A 26,253-nucleotide genomic window follows, 5' to 3' on the forward strand; every position below is an offset into this window, starting at 1 on the left:
TTCGCGCCTCTGCACCGGGGCTACCGCCCGCAATGCTTGCCGGGATGGACGGCGCCCCCTATAGAACCGCGAGCCCAAAGCCGGAGCGTTTCCGCCCATGCCATTTCCGCACCGCCATCTCCTCGGGATCAAGGGTCTCAACGAGCCCGATCTCATCCATCTGCTCGACAAGGCGGACGAGGCCGTCAAGCTCAGCCGGCAGCGGGAGAAGAAATCCAGCACACTGCGCGGGCTGACCCAGATCAACCTCTTCTTCGAAGCGTCAACGCGCACGCAATCATCGTTCGAGCTGGCCGGAAAGCGGCTCGGCGCGGATGTGATGAACATGGCCGTCGGCAATTCGTCCGTGAAGAAGGGTGAAACGCTGATCGATACCGCGATGACGCTCAACGCGATGCGGCCGGACATTCTCGTCGTGCGGCACAGTTCGGCCGGCGCCACGGCGCTGCTTGCCCAGAAGGTGGGCTGCTCGGTGATCAATGCGGGCGACGGCGCCCACGAACACCCGACCCAGGCGCTTCTCGACGCGTTGACCATCCGGCGCGCGAAGGGCCGGATCGGCCGACTGATCGTCGCGATCTGCGGCGACGTGCTTCACAGCCGCGTTGCGCGCTCCAACATCGTCCTTCTCAACCTGATGGGCGCCAGGGTCCGCGTCGTCGGCCCCTCCACGCTCATGCCATCGGGCATCGAACAGATGGGCGTCGAGGTCTTCACCTCCATGGAAGAAGGTCTCAAGGATGCCGACGTCGTCATGATGCTGCGCCTGCAACGCGAGCGGATGGCCGGCGCATTCGTGCCGTCCGTGCGCGAGTACTTCCGCTTTTACGGCCTCGACGCGGAGAAGCTGAAGCGCGCGAAGGACGATGCGCTGGTCATGCACCCCGGCCCGATGAACCGGGGTGTGGAGATCGCATCGGAGATCGCCGACGGACCGCAGAGCGTCATTGAAAGTCAGGTCGAAATGGGTGTCGCCGTGCGCATGGCGGTGATGGAGACGCTCCTGCTTGACGGCCCGGACAGGGAGGCAGGCCGATGACCACAACCGTCCTCCAGAACGCCCGCATCGTCGATCCGTCGCGCGATCTCGACGAAATCGGAACGGTGATCATCGTAGATGGCCGCATTGCGGCGGCCGGGGCGGAGGCTACAAATCAAGGGGTTCCGGACGGCGCGAGCGTGATCAACTGCCGCGACCGGCTCGTCATTCCCGGCCTGATCGATTCGCGTGTCTTCATCGGCGAGCCCGGCGGTGAGCATCGCGAGACCATCGCATCGGCAAGTCGGGCGGCGGCGGCGGGCGGCGTCACGTCGCTGATCATGATGCCCGATACGGACCCGGTGATCGACGATATCGCCCTGGTGGAATTCGTGCTGAAGACGGCGCGCGACGAGGCGCTCGTACGCGTGCACCCCTCCGCCGCCATAACCAAGGGCCTTGCCGGCGAAGAGATGACCGAGTTCGGTCTTCTTGCCGGTGCTGGCGCGGTGGCATTGACCGATGGACGGCACACGCTGTCCAGCAGCGTCGTCCTGCGCCGCGCCCTCACCTATGCGCGCGACTTCAACGCAGTGATCGCCTGCGAGACCCAGGACCGGGACCTTGCCGGCCGCGGCGTCATGAACGAAGGTCTTTTGGCAAGCTGGCTTGGCCTGCCCGGCATTCCACGCGAAGCCGAGATCATCCCGCTGGAACGCGACATGCGTCTCGTGGGGCTAACACGCGGGCGCTATCACGCTGCCAAGATCTCCGTCTCGGACTGCGCCGACATCGTCGCGCGGGGCAAGGACAAGGGCCTTGACGTGACAGCGGGAATTTCCATCAACAACCTGGCGCTGAACGAGAACGACGTCGGCGAATACCGGACCTTCTTCAAGACCTCGCCGCCACTGCGCGCCGAGGACGATCGACGTGCCATGGTTGAAGCGCTGAAGACGGGAACGATCGACGTGATCTCCTCGTCGCACGACCCGCAGGACGTCGACACCAAGCGGCTCCCTTTCGCAGACGCCGAGCCGGGCGCCATCGGCCTGGAAACCCTGCTGGCGGCGGCGCTGCGTCTCTATCACAGCGACGAGGTCGACCTTCTTCGCCTGATCGACGCGCTGTCCACGCGACCGGCCAAGATATTCGGTTTGGAAGGCGGCACCGTGCGCAAGGGTGCGCAAGCCGACATCGCCATCGTCGATCTTAACGATCCTTTCGTGGTCGCTAAGGATCGGATCGTCTCCACATCCAAGAACACACCGTTCGAGGATGCCCGCTTTCAGGGCAGGGTCTTGCAAACCATGGTTGCAGGCCGCACAGTTTTCACCATCGATTGACACGAAAGTCCGTTCCCGATGCCGGAACCCATCTTCACCCAGTTGCCCCTGTCGCACTTTGCCGCCGCTCTGGCCTTCGGCTATCTGCTCGGATCGATCCCGTTCGGGCTGCTCCTGACGAGCATGGCCGGGCTTGGCGACGTGCGCAAGATCGGTTCGGGGAATATCGGGGCGACGAACGTACTGCGTACCGGCAACAAGATGCTGGCTGCCGTGACGCTTCTTCTGGACGCGCTGAAGGGAACGGTTGCGGTCGTCGTCGCTGCGCATTTCAGCTTCGAGGCGGCGGTGCTTGCGGGCTTCGGCGCATTCTTGGGACATCTCTTCCCCATGTGGCTCGGCTTCAAGGGTGGCAAGGGCGTGGCAACCTATGTCGGCGTGCTTCTCGGGCTGATGCCGGTGATGGTCGTCGTCTTCGCCGTGGTGTGGATCGCAACGGCGTATCTGACGCGTTATTCTTCTCTTGCCGCGCTCCTCGCGGCAATCGTGGTTCCGATCTCGTTGTTTCTGATGGGCGAAGGCCGGCTGACCGAACTTTTCGTGATCATGAGCATCATCACGTTCATCAAGCATCGGACGAACATCGCGCGCCTGATGAACGGCACCGAGAGCCGCATCGGAGCCAAGGGCTGATGGGGCGGCCAGGAGGGATCGTGCTGTCCGACCGGCAGCGCCTGGCCTGGCTACGTCTCATCCGAAGCGACGATGTCGGCCCCGCCACGTTTCGCGATCTCATCAATCACTGCGGCACCGCCGAAGCCGCCATCGAAATGCTACCGGAGTTGTCACGGCGAGGCGGAGCGGCGCGGGCCATCAAGGTCTGCAGCAAGGACGACGCGGAGCGCGAACTGGACATCGCAGAGCGCTTCGGCGCGCGGTTCATCGGCATTGGTGAACCGGACTATCCGCCGTTGCTGCGCAGCATAGATGCGGCCCCGCCGGTGATCGCAGCGAAAGGCTCCAGCGATGTCGTGGCCATGCCCTCGGTGGCCATCGTCGGCGCACGCAATGCATCGATTGCGGGCTGCAAGTTCGCAGCGCGGCTAGCGCGCTCGATTGCGGCGGATGGCTATGCCATCGCCTCCGGGCTGGCACGCGGGATCGATGCCGCCGCCCATCATGCTAGCCTGGAAACCGGAACGATCGCCGCGATGGCCGGTGGCCTCGACAAGCCCTATCCTCCGGAGAACCTGCTTCTCTATCAGGACATTTGCGCCGGTCAGGGGTTGGCGATCTCCGAGATGCCGTTCGGCTGGGAGCCACGGGCCCGCGATTTTCCCCGACGCAACCGTCTGATCGCCGGCATATCGCATGGCCTGATCGTGGTGGAGGCGGCGCACCGATCGGGATCACTGATCTCGGCGCGGCGTGCCGCCGACTTCGGCCGGCTCGTCTTCGCGGTGCCCGGTTCGCCGCTCGACCCAAGATGCCACGGCACCAATGCCCTGCTGAAGGATGGCGCCATCGTGACGACCGAGGCTCGCGATGTCCTGGACGCGCTGGCGCCCGTCGTCGGCCGCGATCGCGAGCCGCCCGCGCTGGTGGAAGAAAGCGAGATCGAGGGCGAAGCGTTTCAAGCGCCGCCGAGCGAAGACGACCGCGCGATCGTTCTGGCCGCCCTCGGCCCGACCCCCGTCGACATCGACGACATCATCCGCCACACCGGCCTTTCCGCGCCGAGTGTCTATCTCATTCTGCTCGAACTCGACCTTGCAGGGCGTCTACATCGACACGCCGGGGGGCGCGTCGGACTTGATGTCCCTGACGCGTGAGGGACGCCGGCCGAGCTGGATGTCGCCCGCCTCGACATAGGCCATCTCGATCAGATAGCACAGCATGGCACAGCCTTCGGCCTCGGCGACGGCACGCAATTCTCCGAGCATGTGCCGCACGTAGGCAATATTCTCCATATGCTCGCCATTGTTCTGCGAGGTCATCTATCCCAGCTCCGCGTCCCCTCTGCCGCGATGCGACAGCGATTTGTCCCATGACTGCCAAGCGAGCAGCCATCCCGAATTGTTTACCTATAATTGTGTTTCAATGCAACTCTCGCTTTGGTTGCATATCCGGTTGATCGGCGGTTAGTTCGGCAGTAGGCCTTGACCGGGGACCAATCCCTGTCCATTTCGGAGCCCAAGTCCGTTCCGCACCATCAGACCGATGCAGGGAGCGCTTTGCCAGCATTTCATTTGAGTGGTTTTCATGAACGTTGTCGTTGTCGAATCGCCCGCCAAGGCCAAGACCATCAACAAATATCTGGGCAAGGACTACAAGGTGCTTGCCTCGTTCGGCCATGTGCGCGATCTGCCGGCCAAGGACGGGTCGGTGAAACCCGACGAAGATTTCGAGATGAGCTGGGAGGTCGATACCGCCTCCAACAAGCGGCTGAAGGACATCACCGACGCACTGAAATCGGCCGACAACCTGATTCTCGCGACCGACCCGGATCGCGAAGGTGAAGCGATCTCCTGGCATGTGCTGGAAGTGTTGAAGCGCAAGAAGGCGTTGAAGGAGAAATCTGTCCAGCGCGTCGTCTTCAACGCGATCACCAAGAAGGCCGTCCTCGACGCGATGGCCAATCCACGCGACATCGACGCACCGCTTGTGGAAGCATATCTGGCGCGCCGCGCGCTCGACTATCTGGTCGGCTTCAATCTCTCGCCGGTGCTGTGGCGTAAACTGCCGGGCGCCCGCTCGGCCGGCCGGGTGCAATCGGTTGCGCTGCGCCTCGTTTGCGACCGCGAGGCGGAGATCGAGCGGTTCGTATCGGAGGAATACTGGCAGATCAGCGCCGATCTCAAGACGCCGCGCAACGACGTCTTCAACGCGCGCCTTTCCGCTTTCGAGGGCAAGCGCATCCAGCGCCAGACGATCGGCAAGGCCGGCGAAGCAGACGTCATCAAGGCGATGCTCGAAGGTGCTGCCTTCACCGTCGACAGCGTCGAGGCAAAGCCGACGAAACGCAACCCTTCACCGCCCTTCACCACGTCGACGCTTCAGCAGGCGGCCTCTTCCAAGCTGGGCTTCAATGCCAAGCGGACAATGCAGGTAGCGCAGAAGCTCTATGAAGGCATCGATATCGGCGGAGAGACGGTCGGTCTCATCACCTATATGCGAACCGACGGGGTCCAGATGGACATCAGCGCCATCGAAGCTGCCCGCGATGAGATCGCGACGAATTTCGGCGACCGTTATCGCCCCGAGAAGCCGCGCTTTTACTCCACAAAGGCAAAGAATGCCCAAGAGGCCCACGAGGCGATCCGCCCGACCGGGTTCGAGCGCAAGCCGGAGGACATGAAGCGCTATCTCGATGCCGACCAGTTCCGGCTCTACGACCTGGTCTGGAAACGCGCGATCGCGAGCCAGATGGCGTCCGCCGAGATCGAGCGCACGACCGCCGAGATCACGGCACGGAACGCGGACAAGACAGCCGGACTGCGCGCCACTGGCTCCGTCATTCGTTTCGACGGCTTTATCGCCGCCTATACGGACCAAAAGGAGGACGGCGAGCAGAGCGACGATGGAGACGACGACGGCCGGCTGCCGGAAATCAACGCCCGCGAGGACCTTGCCCGCGAGAAGATCAATGCGACGCAGCACTTCACCGAGCCGCCGCCGCGCTATTCGGAAGCCACGCTGATCAAGCGGATGGAAGAACTCGGTATCGGCCGCCCATCGACCTATGCGGCGACGCTTTCGACGCTGCAGGATCGCGATTATGTGGTGATCGACAAACGCAAGCTCATTCCCGAGGCGAAGGGCCGGCTCGTTACCGCATTCCTGCAGAATTTCTTCGAGCGCTATGTCGAATACGACTTCACCGCCAATCTGGAAGAGCAGCTCGACCGGATATCGAACGGCGACCTGGCGTGGAAGGACGTGCTGCGGGACTTCTGGAAGGATTTCTTCGCGCAGATCGAGAACACCAAGGAACTTCGCGTCTCCGACGTTCTCGACGTGCTCAACGAGGAACTGGCGCCGATCGTTTTTCCCAATCGAGAGGACGGCGGCGACCCGCGGCTGTGCCCGACCTGCGGAACGGGGAACCTGTCGCTCAAGCTTGGCAAGTTCGGCGCCTTCGTCGGATGCTCGAACTATCCCGAGTGCAACTTCACGCGCCAGCTTTCGGCCGACTCCGTCAACAGAAGCGACGCGCAGTTGGCGAACGAGCCGAAGGATCTCGGCAACGATCCGCATACGGGCGAACCGATAACCCTGCGTACGGGCCGCTTCGGGCCCTATGTCCAGCGCGGCGACGGCAAGGAAGCCAAGCGTTCTAGCCTCCCCAAGGGCTGGAAGCCGGACGATATCGACCACGAAAAGGCAATGGCGCTGATCTCGTTGCCGCGTGATATCGGCAAGCATCCCGAAAGCGGCAAGATGATCTCGGCCGGGATCGGGCGTTATGGCCCGTTCCTGCTGCATGACGGGGGCTACGCCAATCTGGAAACCGTCGAGGATGTCTTCACCATCGGCCTGAACCGAGCGGTGACCGTGATCGCTGAAAAGAAGGCCAAGGGGCCCGGCCGCGGACGCGCCACCCCGGCCGCACTGAAAGAGCTCGGCGAACACCCCGATGGTGGCGCGATCACCGTGCGTGACGGCCGTTACGGTCCCTATGTGAACTGGGGCAAGGTCAATGCAACGCTGCCGAAGGACCAGGATCCGGCCGGCGTGACGGTCGAACAGGCGCTTGCCCTAATCGCGGAGCGGGCGGCCAAGACCGGCAAGGGCAAGAAGGCGGCGCCGAAGAAGGCCTCGGCCAAGAAGGCACCTGCCAAGAAGAAGAGCGCCGCCGCGAAAGCGACGACGACAAAGACGACCGCCAAGGCCAAGAAGGCGTAACAACGGGTAACTCCCGAGGAGAATGACGATTAGCAAGACCGCCCTGCCCGACCGAGAGACACTGCTTCGCTTCATCACGGAGAACCCCGACCGTGCGACCAAGCGGGACATTGCCAAGGCATTCGGGCTCAAGGGCGACGATCGCGTGGCGCTGAAATCCATGCTGCGCGAACTTGCAGATGAAGGGCTGGTGCAGAAGGATCGAAAGCAGCTGACCCGGCCCGGCAGGTTGCCGCCCGTTACACTGATCGACATCACGACCCGGGATTCGCACGGCGGGCTGATCGGCCGTCCCGCGAATTGGGACGACGAAGGCCAGGTCGCCCCCGCCGTCGCGGTCCGCACGGCGCGTGCGACGGGACGCAGTGCCAAGGCAGGGCCGACTGCGGGCATAGGCGACCGCGTGCTGGCCAAGATCTTTCCCTCCAAGGACAAGACGGGGCCCGCCTATACGGCGCGTGTCATCAAGCTGATCGATCGGCGCAAGGATGCCTCGCTTGGCGTCTTTCGCGCCATGCCGGGAGGCGGCGGGCGCATCATGCCGATCGCACGGCAGGCACAGGAACTCGTGGTGGACGATGACCACGCGAAAGGAGCGGTCGACGGCGATCTGGTCGAAATCCAGGTTTCGCGCGCCGGCCGCTACGGGCTGGCCCGCGCGCAGGTTCTGAATGTCGTGGGTTCGGTTGCCAGTGAAAAGGCGATCTCCATGATCGCCATCCACGATCACGGAATTCCGCACATCTTTCCCGACCGCGTCACCGCGGAGGCGGAGGCGGCCGAACCGGCGACGATGGCGGGGCGCGAGGATTGGCGCCAGATGCCGCTCATCACAATCGATCCGCCGGACGCCAAGGACCATGACGATGCCGTCCATGCCGAGCCCGACCCTTCGCCCGACAACAAGGGTGGCCATATCGTCACCGTCGCGATCGCGGATGTGTCACACTATGTCTTCGCCGGGTCGGCACTCGACCGCGAGGCGCTGAAGCGCGGCAATTCGGTCTATTTCCCTGATCGGGTGGTCCCGATGCTGCCAGAGCGGATTTCCAACGATCTGTGCTCGCTGAAGGAAGGGGTCGACCGGCCCGCGCTTGCCGTGCGCATGACGTTCACCGGCACCGGGCAGAAGCTGCGCCACTCGTTCCATCGGGTCATGATCAAAAGCCTTGCCAAGCTTTCCTACAGCCAGGCGCAGGCCGCAATCGACGGCACGCCGGACGACAGGACCGAAACGTTGCTCGACGGCGTTCTGCGCCCGTTATGGGACGCCTATGAGGCGATGCGGTCGGGGCGCGACAAGCGCCAGCCGCTCGAGCTCGACCTGCCTGAACGCAAGATCCTGCTCGACGAGCAGGGCAAGGTCGACCGGGTCGTCGTGCCACCGCGCCTCGACGCCCACAAGTTGATCGAAGAGTGCATGATTCAAGCGAACGTCGCCGCGGCGGAATCGCTCGAACGCAAGCGCCAGGGCCTCATTTACCGAATTCACGACGCGCCCTCGCTCGCCAAGCAGGAAACGCTTCGCGAATTTCTGGCGACGCTCGACCTGTCGTTGTCGCGGGGCAACCTGCGCGCAAACAATTTCAATCAGATCCTCGCCAACGCCGTTGGAAAGCCGCATGAGACGATGGTCAGCGAGATGGTGCTGCGCTCCCAGAGCCAGGCGATCTACAGCCCCGACAATCTCGGCCATTTCGGGCTCAATCTGATGCGCTATGCGCATTTCACCTCGCCGATCCGCCGATATGCCGATCTGATCGTTCATCGCGCCCTTATCGGGGCGTTGAAGCTGGGCGACGGCGGGATCACGGCGGAAGAGGAAGCGGCGCTGACCGATATCGCGGCAGACATCTCGACATCGGAACGCCGCGCCATGGCGGCCGAGCGCGACACGGTGGACCGGCTGATCGCGCACCATCTCGCCGACAAGGTGGGAGACACGTTCGATGGCCGGATATCGGGCGTGACCAGATCCGGCCTCTTCATCGCCTTGCCTCAGTTCGGCGCCGACGGCTTCGTGCCGATATCCACCCTTGGGCTCGATTATTTCGTCCATGACGAGGCGCATCAGGCGCTTACCGGTCAGGAAACGGGCCTTGGCTACCGGCTTGGCGACAGCGTCGAGGTCCGGCTCATCGAGGCGTTGCCGCTGGCCGGTGCACTGCGTTTCGAGATGCTGAGCGAAGGCCGCAAGATGCCAAAGGGCGCGCGCTCCTTCCACAAGGCCAAGGGCGCGTCGGCGCGCGGCCGACGGCAGCCCGGCACGCGGGCTCCGCGCGGGCGGCGCTGAGATGCGGCGCCATGGCAGGTGCAAGGCGCGGCGCAACGCCCTATATGTCCCCTCATCCCAGGGATTGATGATCGAGACCAAGCGATGATGCACTACGGGCCTGCCCCAGCAACAACCCTTTCCCCCGATCGCGCGCAACGCCGTCTGCTGCCGGCCATCCTCAACGGCCTCAAGGGACGCTGCCCGAACTGCGCAGAGGGACGCCTTTTCCGCGCGTTCCTGAAACCGGTCGACAGCTGTAGCTCGTGCCATGAAGAACTGCATCATCAGCGCGCGGACGATCTGCCGCCCTATCTGTCGATCTTCATCGTCGGCCATATCGTCGTCGGCGGCTATATGTTCGGCGAGCGCCTCGTCGATCTCAACTCCTGGCAGCATCTGGGCATCTGGGTGCCGATCACGCTGGCCATGACATTTGCGATGATGCAGCCGATCAAGGGCGGCGTGATCGGGCTTCAATGGGCCGCGCGAATGCATGGGTTCGGCGGAGAACCCGACAAACCCGCCGACGATCTCGATGATGAAGACGAACGATGAGTATTGAGATGCGGCCGCGCATCGGCGAGCCCTATGCGGGGTCTTCCGAGCATCCCCTGCTGCGGCCGAAGGATGCAGCGTCCATTATGCTGGTCGACCGTTCCGGCGACATACCGCGCGTCCTCATGGGCAAGCGCGGCAAGGCGCATGTTTTCATGCCGAGCGCGTATGTCTTTCCCGGCGGCCGCCGCGATGCCGGCGATTCGCGTATCAGGCCGGCGCAAGCGCTTCATCCGGCCGTGCTCCAGAAGCTTCTGCAGCGCTGTGGCCGGGGCATGACACCGACGCGGGCACAGGCGCTGGCCGTCGCCGCCATCCGCGAGACTCATGAAGAAGTCGGGCTGACGATCGGGGCGCCCGGTGCAGTCGGCAAGAGTGCGGCCTGGGCGGGTTTTGCAAAACAGGACGTCGGGCCGGATCTGTCGCGTCTGCGATACATCGCGCGCGCCATCACCCCGCCGCGACAGAGCCGCCGCTTCGACACGCGGTTCTTCGCATGCTTCTTCGATGAAATCTCGGCCAATCCGAAGGATGTCGCCGAAAGCACGGAACTCCATGATCTGAAATGGGTCGGTTTCGACGAAATCGAGACATTCAAGCTGCCCGTTATCACCCGCACCGTGCTCCTCGACCTTGCCGAAGAGATGCGCAGGGATCCGGGCCTGGCCTATGGCCAGCCCGTGCCGTTCTATCTGGTGAAGGGCGGCATTTTCACGCGCGATGTCATCTGAGACCCTTCGAAGGCGGAAAGGGTCCGGTTTGGCCTTGACTTTCCCACGCCGATGGGTAGGTATCGCGCCAAGTTTTCGCCGTGGAGCCGACAGGCATTCCGCGGCTTCATTTTTGAAGAGCAGGACGTCCCATGGCCAAGGCAACCACGATCAAGATCAAGCTGCTTTCGACGGCAGATACCGGCTTCTTCTACGTCACGAAGAAGAACAGCCGCACGATGACCGACAAGATGTCGAAGACGAAGTACGACCCGATCGCGCGCAAGCACGTCGAGTTCAAGGAAACGAAGATCAAGTAAGGATCTTTCTTCCTTTTTCGTCGACACGTGAATACGAAGAAGCCGCCGGATCGCTCCGGCGGCTTCTTCGTGTTTGAAAGGGGTCGATCAGCACGCAGACCGCGGTACGAGGAGGCCACGTTAATGTCGGCGTCCTGATCGACCGACCCCATGACCCAGGAGATGCGGCGGACCTGAACATCACGGGGTATCTGATGTGAATTTTCGCTTCAGTGCCCCTATAGGCAACTCTCGCGCAACGACACCGAAAAATCAATCATCTATTAATCATTTTTGTCGGCATCGACGTCGTTGGTTAATTTTGGCACGGTTTAGGTCCACATTAACATGCTTAATGACTATGAAATCGATTAACTTCGATTGGATACTGCATTCTATACACGCAAATATATGCCGCTGCAGATAGTTCGCCGCCCGACCCTCGACACGGCGCCGTCGTCACGTCGGTCTCGACGCCGCAGGCTTGCGCAATTTTGGCAATGACGCTTCAAGCAGCGTTCGCAACGACCTTGTTGCGGCCGGTTCTCTTGGCCGTATAGAGCGCGTCGTCAGCGCGCCTGAACAGCGGCTCCGGCGTCAACTCCCCGGCCCTCAGCGTCGCCGTTCCGAGCGACGCCGTGACCGGCAGCGCCAGATTGCGGGCCTTCAGGAAAAAGGGCGCCGATTCAATACCGACCCGCAACCGCTCGGCCACGCTTTCGGCCAGCGCGGCATCGGTGTCGGGCATGACGACGACGAATTCCTCTCCGCCATAACGACAGGCCAGATCGGCGCCGCGCACCGTCTGGCGGATGCGCCGGGCCAATTCGCGCAGAACGTCGTCGCCGGCTTCGTGCCCGTGCGTGTCATTGATCGCCTTGAACCGGTCTATATCGGCCATGCAGATCGACAGGGGCCGCGAGCGCGCTGCCGCCCGCTCGATGAGCGACTGGATGTGGCTGTCGAGATACCGCCGGTTGTGCAGGCCCGTCAGTCCATCGGTGACGGCGAGCTCTATGGTCTCGCGGACACTGCGGCGCAGATAATCGTCATACCGTTTGCGGCGTATCTGGGTCGACACGCGGGCAAGCAGTTCGTTGCCGTCGAGCGGCCGCAGGATATAGTCGTTGACGCCAAGCTCGAGGCCGCGCGTGACCGTGTGGGAGGCGTTGCCCTTTGCGATCAGCATCAGCGGAAGGAACCGTGTCCGCTCCACCGAGCGCAACTGCGAGCAAAGGCGCAGCGGGTCATAAGCGCTGAAATTGTCGCTGACGACGACGAGATCGTAGGGCCGTTCGGCTGCTTCAAACAGCGCGGCCTGCGGATCTGACATGGCGACAACCTCGGCGATCGGCTCGAGAATGCGCGTGACGCGCTCCTGGGAGGTGACGCGTTCGTCGACGAGCAACACATGGCCGGGCTCACGCTCGCCCTCTCGCGTGCCATTCAGCATGTCCTGCGTGTTGATGAGGTGCGCCGTCTCGGCGCGAATGCGCAGTTCGTCCGTGAGCGTCTTGAGACGCAGAAGGCTGCGCACGCGTGTCATCAGCTGGAGATCATTCACCGGCTTGGTGAGAAACTCGTCGGCACCGGCCTCCAGGCCCCTCACCCGGTCTTCCGGCTGGTCCAGGGCGGTGACCATGACGACGGGGATATGGGCGGTGCGCGGATCCGACTTCAGGCGGCCGCAAACCTCGAATCCGTCCATCTCGGGCATCATTATGTCGAGCAGGATCAGATCGACATGCGCCCGGCGACAGATGGCCAGCGCATCGGCGCCGTTCTGCGCCGTCAAAACATCGAAATAGTCGGCGAGAAGCCGCGCTTCCAGAAGCTTGATATTGGCTGGAACGTCATCGACGACCAGAATTCTTGCCGTCATGTCGCCCCCTCAAGCGTCGCCCAGATAAGTCTTGATCGTCTCCAGGAACTTCGGAACGGAGATCGGTTTGGAGATGTATGCTTCGCATCCGCCCTGACGAATGCGTTCCTCGTCGCCCTTCATGGCGAACGCCGTGACGGCGATGACCGGAATCTTGTGGAGTTCGTGGTCTTCTTTCAGCCAGCGTGTCACGTCGAGACCGGAAACCTCCGGCAACTGGATGTCCATCAGGATCAGATCGGGACGATGAAGGCGTGCCAAATCCAGCGCTTCGGTGCCGTTGCGCGTCTGCACGGTGTCGTAGCCGGACGCCTCTATGAGGTCGCGGAACAGCTTCATGTTCAGTTCGTTGTCCTCGACAATCAGTACCGTCTTGGGCATAGATGCTCCCGTTGAAGATGCGGCGGCTGGGTGCGGCAAGGGCCAAACAGGGCCTGGTTGATGACGCTGACCGCATCTACTTGCATGTTACAGTAACGCCATTTGGTTGAGGAAACGCAAACTCTTGGCTCTAAAACAGAATGATCCGGCTCAAGAGCGGAATGCTGCGCAGGATCGCGCGGTGGATGTGCTGACCTGGCTTGCCGACGAGCCCGACATGATGGGCCGCTTTCTCGCCTTGACAGGCATGACGGCGGATACGTTGCGCCGATCGGCACGAGAGCCGGGATTTCATCTCGCCCTGCTGGATTTCCTGATGGATCACGAGCCGACGCTGATCGCCTATTGCGAGGCGACGCACACCGCGCCGGAGGATATCGTTCGGGCCCACCGCGCGCTGTCCGGTCCGCCTGGCCTCGACACCAACAGCTTTTGAGCGATGCCGACTGCTCTTCCGGAAGACCTCATCGCGTTCGAATGGATCGCCCAGTCCGCTCGCCCCCTTGTGGTCTGCGACGTGGACGAAGTCGTGCTGGAGTTCGTGACACCCTTCACGAGTTTTCTCAAAAATGCCGGATATCGTCTTGAGGCGAAATCGTTCCGGCTGCACGGCAACATATTCGATGAAGCCAACGGCGCACCCATCGAGCGTTCGGCGTTCGCCGAAATGCTCGATGCGTTCTTCGCCGAGCAACACGACTGGCAGACCCCGGTCGAGGATGTGAGGGGAAGCCTTGCCAAGATCAGCCAACGGGCCGACATCGTGTTCATGACGGCAATGCCACCACGCCACTTCGATGTCCGCCGCGCCCTCCTCGACGGCCATGGCCTCGACTACCCGATGATCGCGACGGAAAATCCCAAGGGCGACGTCCTTCGACTGATCCATGGCGACCGGATGACGCCAGTGGTCTTCATCGACGATATTTTCAGGAACCTTGATTCCGTTCGAAGTCATCTGCCCAACACTCTGCTCGTCAATCTCATGGCGAACCGCCAGTTCCGCGCCCTCGCACCCGATCCCGGGCCGGCCGTGGCGCGGCCGGCGGACTGGCGGGAGGCCTGCATCATCATCCAGGACTTTCTCGACAGCCAAGCCACGGACACGCGAGCCGACTCCCCCGCTTGAGCGCTGCGATACTAACGCGTATCCTGCGGATGTTCAATTTATGTTCCGCTTTCACGCGACAGCATCATGACCGACCCACAGATCGGATTTTGCAGGGATTGCCTTACCGGCATCGAGCCGCACGCGCGCCGTTGCAAGCGTTGCGGCAGCCCACGGCTGGTGCGCCACAGTGAACTCGACACGTTGACGCTGGCGCATATCGACTGCGATGCGTTCTATGCCGCGGTGGAAAAGCGCGACGATCCTTCACTCGTCGACAAACCGGTCATCATCGGCGGCGGCAGGCGTGGCGTCGTCTCCACGGCCTGTTATATCGCGCGGATCAACGGCGTGCGCTCGGCCATGCCGATGTTCAAGGCCCTGGAGGCATGCCCGGATGCTGTGATCATCAAGCCGAACATGGAGAAGTATGTCGCCGTCGGCCGCCAGATCAGGGCGATGATGGATGATCTGACGCCGATGGTGCAGCCCGTCTCCATCGATGAAGCGTTTCTCGATCTGGCTGGCACGCAGGCACTCCATCGCGACAGCGCAGCGCGCACGCTGGCGAAATTCGCGCAACGGATCGAACGCGAGGTCGGCATTACCGTTTCGATCGGCCTGTCCTACTGCAAGTTCCTGGCCAAGGTGGCATCCGACCTCAACAAGCCGCGCGGCTTCTCCGTCATCGGCCGGGCCGAAGCGCCATCATTTCTCGCCGACAAGCCGGTGACGCTGATCTGGGGCGTCGGCAAGGCATTCGCCGACAAACTCGCCCATGATGGCATTCGCACCATCGGTCAGTTGCAGGCGATGGAAGAAGCGGAGTTGATGCGGCGCTACGGTACGATGGGCCAGCGGCTATGGCGCCTTGCGCGCGGGCACGACGAGCGGCGTGTCGAGCCGCGAGAGGGCGCCAAGAGCGTTTCCTCCGAAACCACGTTCGACCATGACCTGTCGAAACCGGCCGATCTCGTGCCGGTTCTCAGGGCCCTTTCGGAGTCCGTCGCCCATCGGCTCAAGAAGGCCGGCATCGCGGGCCAGACAGTCGTGCTCAAGCTCAAGACGTCGGACTTCAAGATCAGGACGCGCAATCGGCGGCTCGACGATCCCACCCGCTATGCCGACCGCATATTCCGCACCGGTCTTTCGCTTCTGGAACGCGAGATGGACGGGACACGCTTCCGCCTGCTCGGTATCGGCGTTGCCGATCTCAGCGATGCCGGTCTTGCCGATCCGCCGGACCTTGTCGACCCGGCAGCATCGCGACGCGCGGTGGCGGAGACGGCGATGGACAGGGTGCGCGAGAAATTCGGACGGCAGAGCCTGGAGACCGGATACACGTTCGGGCGGTCATCGCGCGGTCGGCCGTCTCAAGACGGAACGTGATACTTACCGCAGCCGAACCAATTCTTCCGAACCACCACAAGAATTCTTAAGCTCTTTTCGGGACACTGACGACGCTATCGTCATGTTCCGAGTCCGATCCGATGTATCGTCGCCAGTTCCTTGCCTTTTGTGCAGCAGCCGTGTCGCTGGGCCGCCCAGATATCTCCCATGCCGCGGTCGACGGCACTTTGACCATTATTGTCTCGCTCGGTGCGCAGCGGCTGACCGTCTATGCCGGAGACCGACAGATCGCGACATCTCCGATCTCGAGCGGCAAGGCGGGACATGCGACACCGCGCGGCATCTTTTCCATCCTCGACAAGCGGCGCCATCATCGCTCCAACATCTACTCCGATGCGCCGATGCCCTACATGCAGCGGCTGACCTGGTCGGGGATTGCACTTCATGCCTCCAACCACGTGCCGTCCTATCCTGCCTCGCATGGCTGCGTGCGGATGCCCGATGCCTTTGCGCGCGAACTCTATGCGATGACCGGGCTTGCTGTGCATGTGGTCATCGCGGACGAAGCGCCCGCGCCGCGTCCCATTCGCCACAAGACATTGTTCCAGCCGCCGCAGCCGCTGGACCGGATGCTGTCCGGCCCGATCGGGCTCCGGCTCACGATGAAGGAAAGCGGCGAGGACCCGGTCCAAATCGCGTCGGCAGCTTCGATGAATGCCGAGACGTCCTCCGACGCGGTTGCCGCCGAGCCCGCAGCGCCGATCCGCATGCTTCTCACACGGCGCACGCACCACGATCTCACCCGAGACGTCCAGCACCTGCTCAACGTGCTCGACTTCGATGCTGGCGAGGTGGATGGTTTCATCGGACCGCAGACAGGCGCTGCTCTTAAGGCGTTCCAAAAAGCCGTCGCGCGCCCGGCGAACGGTGTCATCGCCAAAGCCGATATCGACGAGCTCTATGCGGCGACCGGCAAGGGACCTGCCCCGACGGGGCACCTGTATGCGCGCCAAGCCTTCAAGCCGATCTTTGATGTCCCCGTCACGATCCGCCAGCCGGAGCGCCCGCTCGGCGCACATCTCTTCACCGTCGACCAGATGGAGGGCGACACGGCGAGATGGTTGGCCCTGTCGCTCGCCGACCGCCCGCTACGCTCGGTTGTCAACGGCACGGCGATCATGCCGATCGAAGCCGACAATGACCATGATACGTCTGCCGCAGCGTTGCTCGATCGACTTGAGATCGACGCTGCGACCCGTCAGCGAATTGGCCGAAATCTCACGCCCGGATCCTCACTGGCCATTTCGGATAACGGTCTCGGGCCTGAAACTGGCAAGGGCACCGACTTCGTCGTCCTGACGCAGCGTTGAGCGTCGATCCGGGCTTCAGTTCTTCGTCAGATTGATCTCGCTCGTCACGACCTGAGAGCCCGTCGTCGGGCTGGTGTCGATCGTGCGGATGACCATTGCGTTCTCGCCTGTCACTTCCAACTGCATGCGCGCCTGGTTGTCGCCATTGACAGGTTCTGCCCAAGCAACTTCCAGATCGATCGTATTGCCGCTACGCGCTCCCGTCAGGCCCGACTGACCGCCGTTGGGGCCGACATACGTGCCTTGGTAGGAACTTCCGCCGGTATTGTTGAGGGTCGCGGAGATCGACTGGCGCACGATCGCCAGCGCGCGGCACTGCCCGTCGAGATTGAGGGTGTTGGCGTCGGCCTCGGTGGTGAACTGACAGTTGATACCGATCGGATTGCCGTCAGCAGTCCGTCGGGCCGATCCCTCGCCGCTCCAATTTCCGCTGAGCGGTTGCAGAAAGACGCTTTCATCAGCGCTCGCGGGCGCTGAAAGCGGGACGATCATGGTCAACAGGGCAAGAACGAACTTCATGTGGGGGCTCTCCGGTGCCGGTTGCTCGCTTGGGTCGGGCGGCAGCAGCGTCCCTCCTGCTGCCGGAATGACCAGAAGCACGGACATATGGGTCAGCTTGTGACCACGGCAATCACAAAGGCGTGTGAGCGGGGCTGGAGTCGATCAGGCCGGAACGACCTGACCCTCGGCGAGTGTGACGCATCGATCCATGAGTGCGGCGAGTTCGTGATTGTGGGTGGCGATCAACGCGGCGAGGCCGGACTGGCGGACCAGCGCCTGCAACGCCTCAAACACATAACCCGCGGTTTCGGGATCGAGGTTGCCGGTCGGCTCGTCGGCAAACAGGACGAGCGGCGCGTTTGCAACGGCGCGTGCGATTGCCACGCGCTGTTGTTCGCCTCCCGACAACTCGCTCGGCCGATGATCGGCACGATGGCCGATGCGCATATAGTCGAGAAGCTGTCGCGCCCGATCCGCTGCATCCGCCTGTCTCAGCCCGGAGATGAGCTGGGGCATCATGATGTTTTCAAGAGCCGTGAATTCCGGCAGGAGGTGGTGGAACTGATAGACGAAGCCGATGTCGCGGCGACGCATGGCCGTGCGCTGATCGTCGCCAAGGCGCCCGCAGGGCTCGCCGTCCAGATAAATTTCGCCGTCGTCCGGTCGCTCCAGAAGGCCCGCAACATGCAGAAGCGTCGACTTTCCCGCGCCGGAAGGGGCAACGAGCGCGACAATCTCGCCGCGCTTCAAAGCGAAATCAGCGCCGCGCAGGATCGCCAGCTGCGTATCGCCCTGGCTGTAGTGACGCTCGACCTTTTCGAGGCGAAGGACGTCTTGGCTGACAACTGCGCTCATTGGCACTTTCTACTCATAGCGAAGGGCGTCGACCGGATCGAGCCGGGAGGCGCGCCAGGCCGGGAAAAGGGTGGCGAGGAAGGACAGCGTCAATGCCATGAGGATGACGGCGACGGTCTCCCCCGGATCCATCTCGGCAGGCAATTGAGACAGGAAATACAGTTCGGGATCGAAGAGCGTCGTGCCGGACAGCCAGGAGAAGAACCAGCGGATCGACTCCACGTTGAGACAGACGATGACACCGAGAACGACGCCGGCGATGGTGCCGGTGACGCCGATGGCCGCGCCGGTCATGAAGAATATCCGCATGACCGAAGCCGAGGACGCGCCCATCGTCTTCAGGATCGCGATATCGCGACCCTTGTCCTTCACCAGCATGATCAGGCCGGAAATGATGTTGAGCGCGGCGACAAGGACGATCAACGTCAAGATCATGAACATGACGTTGCGCTCGACTTCCAGCGCGGAAAAGAAGGTCTGATTGCGCTGGCGCCAGTCGGACAGGAAGATTTGACGTCCCGCCGCCGCCTCGATGCCGGCGCGATATTCGCCGACAAGGTCGGGATCGGCCACGAATAGCTCGATTGACTGGACGAGGCCATCGGCATTGAAATAGAGTTGCGCCTCCTCCAGCGGCATGAACACGATGGAGGCATCGAACTCCGACATGCCGACCTCGAAGACGCCGGACACGGGGTATGCCTTGACGCGCGGCGTGACGCCGAGCGGTGTCACGTCTCCTTCGGGGGCGACAAGGGTGATCAGATCGCCGGCGCCAAGTCCGAGTGCTTCTGCCATGCGCGAGCCGACCAGGACGCCCTCGCCTGCCGCAAAGCCCACCATGTCTCCCGACACGATGTTTTCCGAGATCGTGGTCATGCGCGTGAGGTCGTCTGCGCTCACGCCCTTCACGATGGCGCCACTGCCGGCCCCTTGGGCGCCGGATGCGAGCGTCTGTCCTTCGACCAACGGGATCGCCATCTCAATGCCTTCGACGCCTTCAAAGGCAGCGGCCAGGTTCTCATAATCGTCGAGCGGCCGATCAATCGGCTGGACGATCATGTGCCCGTTGATGCCGAGGATGCGGTCGATCAGCTCGGTGCGAAACCCGTTCATGACTGCCATCACGATGATCAGCGTGGCAACACCCAGCACGATTCCGACAAAGGAGAAGCCGGCGATAACCGAAATATAGGCCTCCTTGCGGCGCGAGCGCAGGTAGCGCCAGGCAACCATGCGCTCGAAAGCGGAGAACGGTCCGGCGGAGGGTGGTGTACCGCGTTCGGGTGGGCCCTCGGCAACGGCACTCGCATCGGTCATCTCAGCATTCCCAATCTGGCGTCGACGGCGCGTTCTAGCGCTCCGCGATCAGCCGGTTGATCGCACTTTCGAGCGACATCGTCTGACGTTCACCGGTCTTGCGGTCCTTGATCTCGATTTCACCGGACGCGATACCGCGCGGACCGACGATGACCTGCCTCGGCACCCCGATCAGGTCCGCCGTAGCGAATTTGGCGCCGGCGCGGTCGTCGGTGTCGTCATAGAGCACTTCGACGCCGGCATTCGTCAGCTTTGCATAAAGATCGTCGCAGGCCGCCTCGCAGGCGCCGTCACCGCTCTTCATGTTGATGATCATCACCTGGAACGGCGCCACACCGTCCGGCCAGATGATCCCCGCCTCATCGTGCGAAGCCTCGATGATGGCTGGCACGAGACGCGTCGGGCCGATGCCGTAGGACCCGCCGTGCACCGGATGGTCCTTGCCGTCCGGGCCGGTGACCGAGGCCTTCATGGGTACGGAATACTTCGTTCCGAAATAGAAGATATGGCCGACTTCGATACCGCGAGCGGACACCCTGGCCGCATCGGGCACATCGGCAAAGGCAGCCTCGTCGTGCATTTCGGAGGTCGCGGCATAGAGCGACGTCCATTTGTCGACGACGGACTGAAGCCCCGCCCGGTCGTCGAAATCCGTCTCGGCGCCGGGAATGTCGAAGCCCAGATAATCCTTGTGGCAGAAGACCTCCGATTCACCGGTTTCGGCAAGAATGATGAATTCGTGGCTGAGATCGCCGCCGATCGGGCCGGTATCGGCACGCATCGGGATAGCTTTCAGGCCCATGCGATGAAAGGTCCTGAGATAGGCTAGAAACATCCTGTTGTAGGAGTGGACCGCGCTCTCCTTGTCGATGTCGAAGGAATAGGCGTCCTTCATCATGAACTCGCGTGAGCGCATCGTGCCGAAACGGGGACGGATCTCGTCACGGAACTTCCACTGTATATGGTAGAGATTGAGCGGCAGGGCCTTGTAGGAACGGACATAGGCGCGGAAGATGTCGGTGATCATCTCTTCATTGGTCGGGCCATAGAGCATAGGGCGGCTCTGCCGGTCCTCGATGCGCAGCATTTCCTTGCCGTAGTCGTCGTAGCGTCCACTCTCCATCCAAAGGTCGGCCGACTGGATCGTCGGCATCATCACCTCGATGGCGCCCGTGCGATCCTGCTCCTCGCGCACGATGCGATTGACCTTGTCCAGCACGCGCTTGCCGAGCGGCAACCAGGAATAGATCCCGGCAGATTGCTGGCGGATCATGCCGGCGCGCAGCATCAGGCGATGCGAGACGATCTCCGCTTCCTTGGGATTTTCTTTGAGGATGGGAAGGAAATAACGTGACAGGCGCATGGACGGTCCGGCTGTGATGGCCCTGATCTACGAACGGAATCAGGCAGAATGGCGATGAGGAAGTCTCGGCGTTCATAGCGGCTTCCCGGCGTGAAGAAAACCCGACGGTTCAGCCTCTCCCGCTGTTTCGCCAACTCACAGATGACCGACGACGGCACGGCGTCAATGTGACAAATTTGCGAATTTGCTGGTGACAGTCCGGTTCCCTTGCGTTAGGTTGTGCCCACAAACGAGGCAGAGATCGATGAATTTCTGCCCATTCGCGGTCAAGTCTTGGGAGGATCAGATCTCGGCGCGACTTATCCGCTGCCACCGAACCATCGGTACAGATCACGCGGGACTTCAAAAACAAGGCTTTCAGCCTTGTTTTTTTTTGCTTCAGGCAATTGTTGAAGGACCCATCAGTCGAAGATGGGGACGATGCGGGGAATGGACTCAAAGGACAGGCCATAGACCGACGTCGTCACGAAATAGACTGCGAAAACGACCGCAGACACGAGTGTCGTCAAAAGCGCCTTCTGGCCGAGGTTCGCCTTGACAGGCGCACTCTCGGCGGTGCCCAGGATGATGTCATCGTCATCGGCCTGGGTGCGCACGCCAATCGGCAGGATCGCGAACAACGTGACCCACCAGATGATGAAGTAGACGGCGAAGGCAGAAAATATCGACATGATCGCTATGGATGCTCCGGCACCATTCAGACTTGTTCGAGTTCGACCAGCGTTCCGCAGAAATCCTTGGGGTGCAGGAAGACCACGGGCTTGCCATGGGCCCCGACCTTGGGCTCGCCACTTCCAAGGACCCTGGCTCCGGTGCTCTTCATCCGATCGAGCGCGGCATTGATGTCGTCCACCTCGTAACAGATGTGATGCATGCCGCCGGACGGGTTCTTCTCCAGAAATGCCGCGATCGGCGAGTCTTCGCCAAGCGGCTCCAGCAATTCGACCTTGGTGTTGCCCAGATCGATGAAAACCACCGTGACACCGTGATGGGGCAAGGCCTGCGATGCGGAGACCTTTGCCCCGAGCTGCTCGCGATAGATCGCGCTGGCGGCGGCGAGATCGGGGACTGCGATCGCCACGTGATTGAGCTTGCCGATCATTGTCGCCCTCCTCAGATGCGGGTGAGGAAAACCGTCGTGACCGGTTTCTTGCCCCAAACGCTGTTGGCTTCGGCCCTGATGGCCCGTCTCACCGCCTCGCGTACCGTATCGAGGTCTTTTCGCCTGGCCCGAGGGATCGAGTCGACCGCGCCGATTGCCGCATCCACCAGAAGCTCGGCGATCGCATCGCCTTCGTCGTCAAGTTCGGGAACCCCCCGCGCGACGACGACAGGATCACGGTCGAGCTCGAATTTGCCGTCGAGCAGAATGTTGACGGCGACATGGCCGACGAATGCCAGCTTGCGCCGTTCACCGATCGCCATTTCATCGAAGTCGCCAATCAGGCGACCGTCCTTGTAGAGACGGCCGCACGGGGCTTCGTCGACGATCTCGACGGGACCGGGCGCAAGACGCAGCATCTGCCCGTTTCGAACCCGCGGGACGCGGCGAATGCCGGACGCTTCCGCCAGTTCCGCATGTGCCGTCAGATGGGCCGCTTCGCCATGGACAGGCACCAGAATCTCGGGCCGCACCCATTGATACATCTGCTGCAGTTCTGAGCGCCGCGGGTGACCGGACACATGGACGAGCTCCTGGCTGTCCGTGATGACCTTGATGCCCTGGTCGATCAGGCCGTTCATGATCTCCAGGATTGCTTTTTCATTGCCGGGAATGGTGCGCGAGGAAAAGACCACCGTATCGCCGGCGGCCAGCGCGACATGGCGCATCTCGTCGCGCGCGATCTTCGCCAGCGCCGCACGCGGCTCGCCCTGGCTACCGGTCAGGATAACAACGATCTTGTCGCGCGGGATGTAGCCGAATTCATCCTCCGCGATGAAGGGTGGCAAACCTTCCATCAGACCGAGATCGCTGGCGACATCGACCACACGCTTCATCGACGACCCGAGCAGCAGGCATTGCCTGCCGGCATCGCGAGCAGCCTCGGCGATCGAACGGATCCGGCCGACATTCGAGGCGAAGGTGGTGATCGCCACCCTGCCCTCCTCGCGTTCGATGATCGTCTTCAGGCTGGCGCTGACCTCGCGCTCCGACGGCGAGACGCCATCGCGCATCGCGTTGGTGGAATCGCAGATCAAGGCGAGGACGCCGTCGTCTCCAAGGGCCTGGAAGCGGTGCTGATCCGTTTTCGGCAACAAGGTCGGCGCTTCGTCGATCTTCCAGTCACCGGTGTGGATGATGCGCCCAGCGGGCGTCGTGATCGCCAGTGAAACAGGCTCGGGGATGGAATGGTTGACCGGGATCGCCTCGATCGTGAAAGGGCCGACCTGAAACGTCTCGCCGGGCTTGTAGACGGTCACCGGCACTTCATTGCGTTCGCGCTCGAAGGCCCGTTTTGCCTCAAGCATGCCGGCCGTGAACGGGGTGACATAGACGGGACAGTTCAGCCCGGGCCATAGATCAGCCAGCGCGCCGTAGTGGTCCTCGTGCGCATGAGTGATGACGATTGCCTTGAGGTTGCGGCGCTCTTCTTCCACGAATGCGATATCGGGAAGCACGAGGTCGATGCCGGGCAGATCCGGGCCGGCAAAAGTCACGCCGCAATCGACCATGATCCACTCGCGATGACCGGGCGGACCAAAACCGTAAAGGGCCAGGTTCATTCCTATCTCGCCGACGCCGCCAAGCGGAAGGAAGACCAGTTCGTCCTGTTTAGCCATCGCGTGTGAAGCTCTTTCCTTGGTCAGTTGCGCGCCGAGGAGACGGCGCCGAAATGAACGTCGCCGGCTGCAATGTGCATCCGGGTTCCATCGTCCTGGCGGATGACGAAGCGGCAATCCTCGTCGATCGTCTCGAATATGCCCCTGGCGACCCGTCCGTCCAGATTGACCGCGACGGAACTGCCAATTCCACTCGCCCTATCCAGCCAGCGCAGGCGGATGTGATCGAGACCTGCCGGACCGTTCCAGACGCTGTAATTTTCCTGCCACGCATCCGACAGGGCCGTGAAGACGTCACTGGCATCGCACGACGCACCAAGCTGCAGCAAGGACGATGCCGGATATGGCGTGTCACTTGGGTGTGAAACCACATTGACACCCCACCCGATGGCCGTTGCCTGCTTCCCGTCCTGGCGCAAGGTCGATTCCAGGAGGATGCCGGAGAGTTTGGCGCCGGCCGCCAGAACATCGTTCGGCCATTTCAATTCAAAGCGGTTGCGCGCACTACCACCGGCCGATCGGCCAGCGTCGAGAGCCACCGCCACATTCGCCGACGGCACGATCGCGCTCAACGCATCATGGAGCGAAAGGCCGGCAACGAAACCAAGCGTCGCCGTGCGCTTCAGATCATGATCACCGACAACGAGCAGGGAGGCCGCGAGATTGCCCTTCTCCGTCTGCCATGGCCGGCCCCGTCGCCCGCGTCCGGCTTCCTGCCGATCCGTCACGACCCACAAGCCGCCTGCATCTCCGCTACCGGCTCTTTCCAGCGCGATCGCATTGGTCGAGCCGGCTGCTTCCAGGCTCTCGAGACGATATCCGGCCTGCAAGGCCGTGGGCGCGAGGCGAAACGTCATCGAAGCTGCGGGTCCGGCCTCCAATGGTCAGAAGAATGTCGTGGCGGCGGCTTCCGCTGCTGCTCCGATCGGCCCGCCGATCAAGAGATACCCAAGGGTGAACAGACCGGACAGGCCGTAGACCAATCGCAGTTCCCCGGAGACGGGCACGAACGCTTCCGTCGCCTCATCGAACCACATGATCTTGATGATGCGCAGGTAGTAGTAGGCCCCGACGCAGGATGCCAGGACACCGATCACGGCGAGCGCATAGAGTTCTGCCTCGATCGCCGCCACGAAGACGAAATACTTGGCAAAGAAGCCGGCCAGCGGCGGAATGCCGGCCAACGAAAACATCAATATCGTCAGGACGGTCGCCATGAAGGGATTGGTGGACGCCAGGCCCGCCAGATCCTCGATCTCTTCGACATTGCCCTCTTCCTTCTTCCGCATCGCCAGGATGCAGGCGAAGGTGCCGAGGGTCATGACCATGTAGATGAGCATGTAGAGCACGACGCCCGATACGCCGGACATCGTCCCGGCGGCCAGGCCGACGAGCGCATAGCCCATATGGCTTATCGACGAATAGGCCATGAGCCGTTTGATGTTCTTCTGGCCAATGGCCGCGAACGCACCGAGCACCATGGACGCGATCGCGATGAAGACGATGATCTGCTGCCAGTCAGGCGTGATGGGTTCGAACGCCTCGATGACGATGCGCACCGTCATGCCCATGGCGGCGACCTTCGGAGCGGCTGCGAAGAAGGCGGTGACCGGCGTCGGCGCACCTTCATAGACATCGGGCGTCCACATGTGGAAGGGCACGGCCGATATCTTGAAGGCGAGGCCGGCCAGCACGAAGACGAGTCCGAAGATCAACCCGAGCGAGCGCTCACCGCCCGCAAGGGCCGCCGCGATCTCGGTGAAGCCGGTGTGGCCGGTGAACCCGTAAACGAGCGACGCACCGTAAAGCAGCATGCCCGAAGACAGGGCCCCGAGGACGAAGTATTTGAGGCCGGCTTCCGTCGAGCGCACGCTGTCGCGATTGATGGCGGCGACGACGTAGAGCGCCAGTGATTGCAGTTCGAGGGCGAGGTAGAGCGCGATGAGATTGTTGGCCGAGACCATCAGCATCATGCCGAGGGTTGCCAGTACGATGAGAACGGGGAACTCAAACCGGTTGATGCGTTCCGCCTTCGCCTGACCGACGGACATCACCATGGCCGTCACGGAGCCGATGAGGATCAGCACCTTCATGAAGCGGGAGAACGGATCGGAGAGGAAAGCACCGCCATAGGCCGCCCCCTCGCCCGTAACCAGCAGCAGACATCCGCCGGCGATGATCAGCAGGCCGACCGCCAAGCCGGTGACCATGCTGGTCGATTCCTCGCCCGTGAAGACGCCAACCATCAGGAGCGCCATCGCGCCGATGGCGAGGATGATCTCCGGCAGCGAGAGCTCGAGGCTTAGGAGGAGAATGTCGACGGTCATGAATGT

Annotated in this window: 25 protein-coding genes; 13 read left to right on the top strand and 12 right to left on the bottom strand. The window is 62.4% G+C overall.

The features are described 5' to 3' along the window. Window positions 1–97: 97 nt before the first annotated feature. The 4 genes from CN673_RS10070 to dprA are packed head-to-tail and all read left to right on the top strand — an operon-like array spanning window position 98 to window position 4,097. Window positions 98–1,039, top strand: coding sequence for an aspartate carbamoyltransferase catalytic subunit (locus tag CN673_RS10070; protein ID WP_099866165.1), 942 nt, complete (start codon window positions 98–100; stop codon window positions 1,037–1,039). Then, window positions 1,036–2,325, top strand: a complete 1,290-nt coding sequence (locus tag CN673_RS10075) for a dihydroorotase (RefSeq protein WP_099866166.1) — start codon at window positions 1,036–1,038, stop codon at window positions 2,323–2,325. Before CN673_RS10070 ends, CN673_RS10075 begins: the two co-directional genes overlap by 4 nt. 18 nt (window positions 2,326–2,343) lie before the next feature. Further along, window positions 2,344–2,958 carry a glycerol-3-phosphate 1-O-acyltransferase PlsY gene (gene plsY / locus CN673_RS10080; protein ID WP_099866167.1) on the top strand — a complete coding sequence of 205 codons (615 nt, stop codon included), beginning with the start codon at window positions 2,344–2,346 and terminating at the stop codon, window positions 2,956–2,958. Further along, the gene (gene dprA / locus CN673_RS10085) at window positions 2,958–4,097 is read left to right on the top strand and encodes a DNA-processing protein DprA (protein WP_099866168.1); all 1,140 of its coding nucleotides are present in this window, start codon (window positions 2,958–2,960) and stop codon (window positions 4,095–4,097) included. Before plsY ends, dprA begins: the two co-directional genes overlap by 1 nt. Here the strand turns inward: dprA and CN673_RS10090 are convergent. Then, a complete protein-coding gene (locus CN673_RS10090; protein ID WP_099866169.1) occupies window positions 4,047–4,262 on the bottom strand; it encodes a hypothetical protein in 216 nt (71 codons plus the stop codon). The two genes, dprA and CN673_RS10090, sit on opposite strands and share 51 nt — an antisense overlap. A gap of 265 nt (window positions 4,263–4,527) precedes the next feature. Between CN673_RS10090 and topA the strand changes: the two genes are divergently transcribed. The 5 genes from topA to rpmG all read left to right on the top strand — a co-directional run bounded on the left by topA (window position 4,528) and on the right by rpmG (window position 11,030). Further along, window positions 4,528–7,170, top strand: a complete 2,643-nt coding sequence (gene topA / locus CN673_RS10095; protein WP_099866170.1) for a type I DNA topoisomerase — start codon at window positions 4,528–4,530, stop codon at window positions 7,168–7,170. Between the two features lie 22 nt (window positions 7,171–7,192). Beyond that, window positions 7,193–9,463 carry a ribonuclease R gene (gene rnr, locus CN673_RS10100; protein WP_099866171.1) on the top strand — a complete coding sequence of 757 codons (2,271 nt, stop codon included), beginning with the start codon at window positions 7,193–7,195 and terminating at the stop codon, window positions 9,461–9,463. A gap of 84 nt (window positions 9,464–9,547) precedes the next feature. Beyond that, entirely contained in the window at window positions 9,548–10,000 is a 453-nt protein-coding gene (locus tag CN673_RS10105) for a DUF983 domain-containing protein (protein ID WP_099866172.1), read from the top strand. Beyond that, window positions 9,997–10,731, top strand: coding sequence for an NUDIX hydrolase (locus CN673_RS10110; RefSeq protein ID WP_157928866.1), 735 nt, complete (start codon window positions 9,997–9,999; stop codon window positions 10,729–10,731). The genes CN673_RS10105 and CN673_RS10110 overlap by 4 nt, the downstream gene beginning before the upstream one ends. Window positions 10,732–10,862: 131 nt before the next feature. Beyond that, window positions 10,863–11,030 carry a 50S ribosomal protein L33 gene (gene rpmG, locus CN673_RS10115; RefSeq protein ID WP_099866174.1) on the top strand — a complete coding sequence of 56 codons (168 nt, stop codon included), beginning with the start codon at window positions 10,863–10,865 and terminating at the stop codon, window positions 11,028–11,030. Window positions 11,031–11,517: 487 nt separating this feature from the next. Here rpmG and CN673_RS10120 read toward each other — a convergent pair whose 3' ends face one another. Together CN673_RS10120 and CN673_RS10125 are read right to left on the bottom strand one after the other, a co-directional pair. Beyond that, the gene (locus tag CN673_RS10120; RefSeq protein ID WP_099866175.1) at window positions 11,518–12,891 is read right to left on the bottom strand and encodes a PleD family two-component system response regulator; all 1,374 of its coding nucleotides are present in this window, start codon (window positions 12,889–12,891) and stop codon (window positions 11,518–11,520) included. Window positions 12,892–12,900: 9 nt separating this feature from the next. Further along, window positions 12,901–13,272, bottom strand: coding sequence for a response regulator (locus tag CN673_RS10125; RefSeq protein WP_099866176.1), 372 nt, complete (start codon window positions 13,270–13,272; stop codon window positions 12,901–12,903). Between the two features lie 124 nt (window positions 13,273–13,396). Here CN673_RS10125 and CN673_RS10130 point away from each other — a divergent pair, with 124 nt between their 5' ends. The 4 genes from CN673_RS10130 to CN673_RS10145 all read left to right on the top strand — a co-directional run bounded on the left by CN673_RS10130 (window position 13,397) and on the right by CN673_RS10145 (window position 17,100). Continuing rightward, complete coding sequence (locus CN673_RS10130; RefSeq protein WP_099866177.1) at window positions 13,397–13,708, top strand: DUF3572 domain-containing protein; 312 nt, start codon at window positions 13,397–13,399, stop codon at window positions 13,706–13,708. A 3-nt stretch (window positions 13,709–13,711) separates the two neighbouring features. After that, window positions 13,712–14,401 carry a hypothetical protein gene (locus tag CN673_RS10135; RefSeq protein WP_099866178.1) on the top strand — a complete coding sequence of 230 codons (690 nt, stop codon included), beginning with the start codon at window positions 13,712–13,714 and terminating at the stop codon, window positions 14,399–14,401. Between the two features lie 66 nt (window positions 14,402–14,467). Beyond that, on the top strand, window positions 14,468–15,769 hold the full coding sequence (locus CN673_RS10140; protein ID WP_099866179.1) for a DNA polymerase IV: 1,302 nt from the start codon (window positions 14,468–14,470) through the stop codon (window positions 15,767–15,769). 101 nt (window positions 15,770–15,870) lie between these two features. Beyond that, the gene (locus CN673_RS10145; protein ID WP_099866180.1) at window positions 15,871–17,100 is read left to right on the top strand and encodes a L,D-transpeptidase family protein; all 1,230 of its coding nucleotides are present in this window, start codon (window positions 15,871–15,873) and stop codon (window positions 17,098–17,100) included. A 15-nt stretch (window positions 17,101–17,115) separates the two neighbouring features. Here the strand turns inward: CN673_RS10145 and CN673_RS10150 are convergent, their stop codons facing one another. From CN673_RS10150 to nuoN, 9 genes are all read right to left on the bottom strand, one after another. After that, on the bottom strand, window positions 17,116–17,706 hold the full coding sequence (locus CN673_RS10150; protein WP_099866181.1) for a hypothetical protein: 591 nt from the start codon (window positions 17,704–17,706) through the stop codon (window positions 17,116–17,118). 57 nt (window positions 17,707–17,763) lie between these two features. Continuing rightward, the gene (locus CN673_RS10155; protein WP_099866182.1) at window positions 17,764–18,456 is read right to left on the bottom strand and encodes an ABC transporter ATP-binding protein; all 693 of its coding nucleotides are present in this window, start codon (window positions 18,454–18,456) and stop codon (window positions 17,764–17,766) included. A 9-nt stretch (window positions 18,457–18,465) separates the two neighbouring features. After that, a complete protein-coding gene (locus CN673_RS10160) occupies window positions 18,466–19,776 on the bottom strand; it encodes a lipoprotein-releasing ABC transporter permease subunit (RefSeq protein WP_099866183.1) in 1,311 nt (436 codons plus the stop codon). A gap of 34 nt (window positions 19,777–19,810) precedes the next feature. Beyond that, entirely contained in the window at window positions 19,811–21,139 is a 1,329-nt protein-coding gene (proS, locus tag CN673_RS10165) for a proline--tRNA ligase (RefSeq protein ID WP_099866184.1), read from the bottom strand. Between the two features lie 401 nt (window positions 21,140–21,540). Continuing rightward, window positions 21,541–21,810 carry a DUF1467 family protein gene (locus tag CN673_RS10170; RefSeq protein ID WP_370853025.1) on the bottom strand — a complete coding sequence of 90 codons (270 nt, stop codon included), beginning with the start codon at window positions 21,808–21,810 and terminating at the stop codon, window positions 21,541–21,543. A 26-nt stretch (window positions 21,811–21,836) separates the two neighbouring features. Next, the gene (gene mce, locus CN673_RS10175; protein ID WP_099866186.1) at window positions 21,837–22,241 is read right to left on the bottom strand and encodes a methylmalonyl-CoA epimerase; all 405 of its coding nucleotides are present in this window, start codon (window positions 22,239–22,241) and stop codon (window positions 21,837–21,839) included. A gap of 11 nt (window positions 22,242–22,252) precedes the next feature. After that, the gene (locus CN673_RS10180) at window positions 22,253–23,920 is read right to left on the bottom strand and encodes a ribonuclease J (protein ID WP_099866187.1); all 1,668 of its coding nucleotides are present in this window, start codon (window positions 23,918–23,920) and stop codon (window positions 22,253–22,255) included. Window positions 23,921–23,943: 23 nt separating this feature from the next. Next, window positions 23,944–24,777, bottom strand: coding sequence for a biotin--[acetyl-CoA-carboxylase] ligase (locus tag CN673_RS10185; protein ID WP_099866188.1), 834 nt, complete (start codon window positions 24,775–24,777; stop codon window positions 23,944–23,946). 27 nt (window positions 24,778–24,804) lie between these two features. Then, a complete protein-coding gene (gene nuoN, locus CN673_RS10190; RefSeq protein ID WP_099866189.1) occupies window positions 24,805–26,247 on the bottom strand; it encodes an NADH-quinone oxidoreductase subunit NuoN in 1,443 nt (480 codons plus the stop codon). Window positions 26,248–26,253: the final 6 nt, after the last annotated feature.

The organism is Neopararhizobium haloflavum (assembly GCF_002750855.1).
In the GTDB taxonomy this organism is placed as follows: Bacteria; Pseudomonadota; Alphaproteobacteria; order Rhizobiales; family Rhizobiaceae; genus Georhizobium; species Georhizobium haloflavum.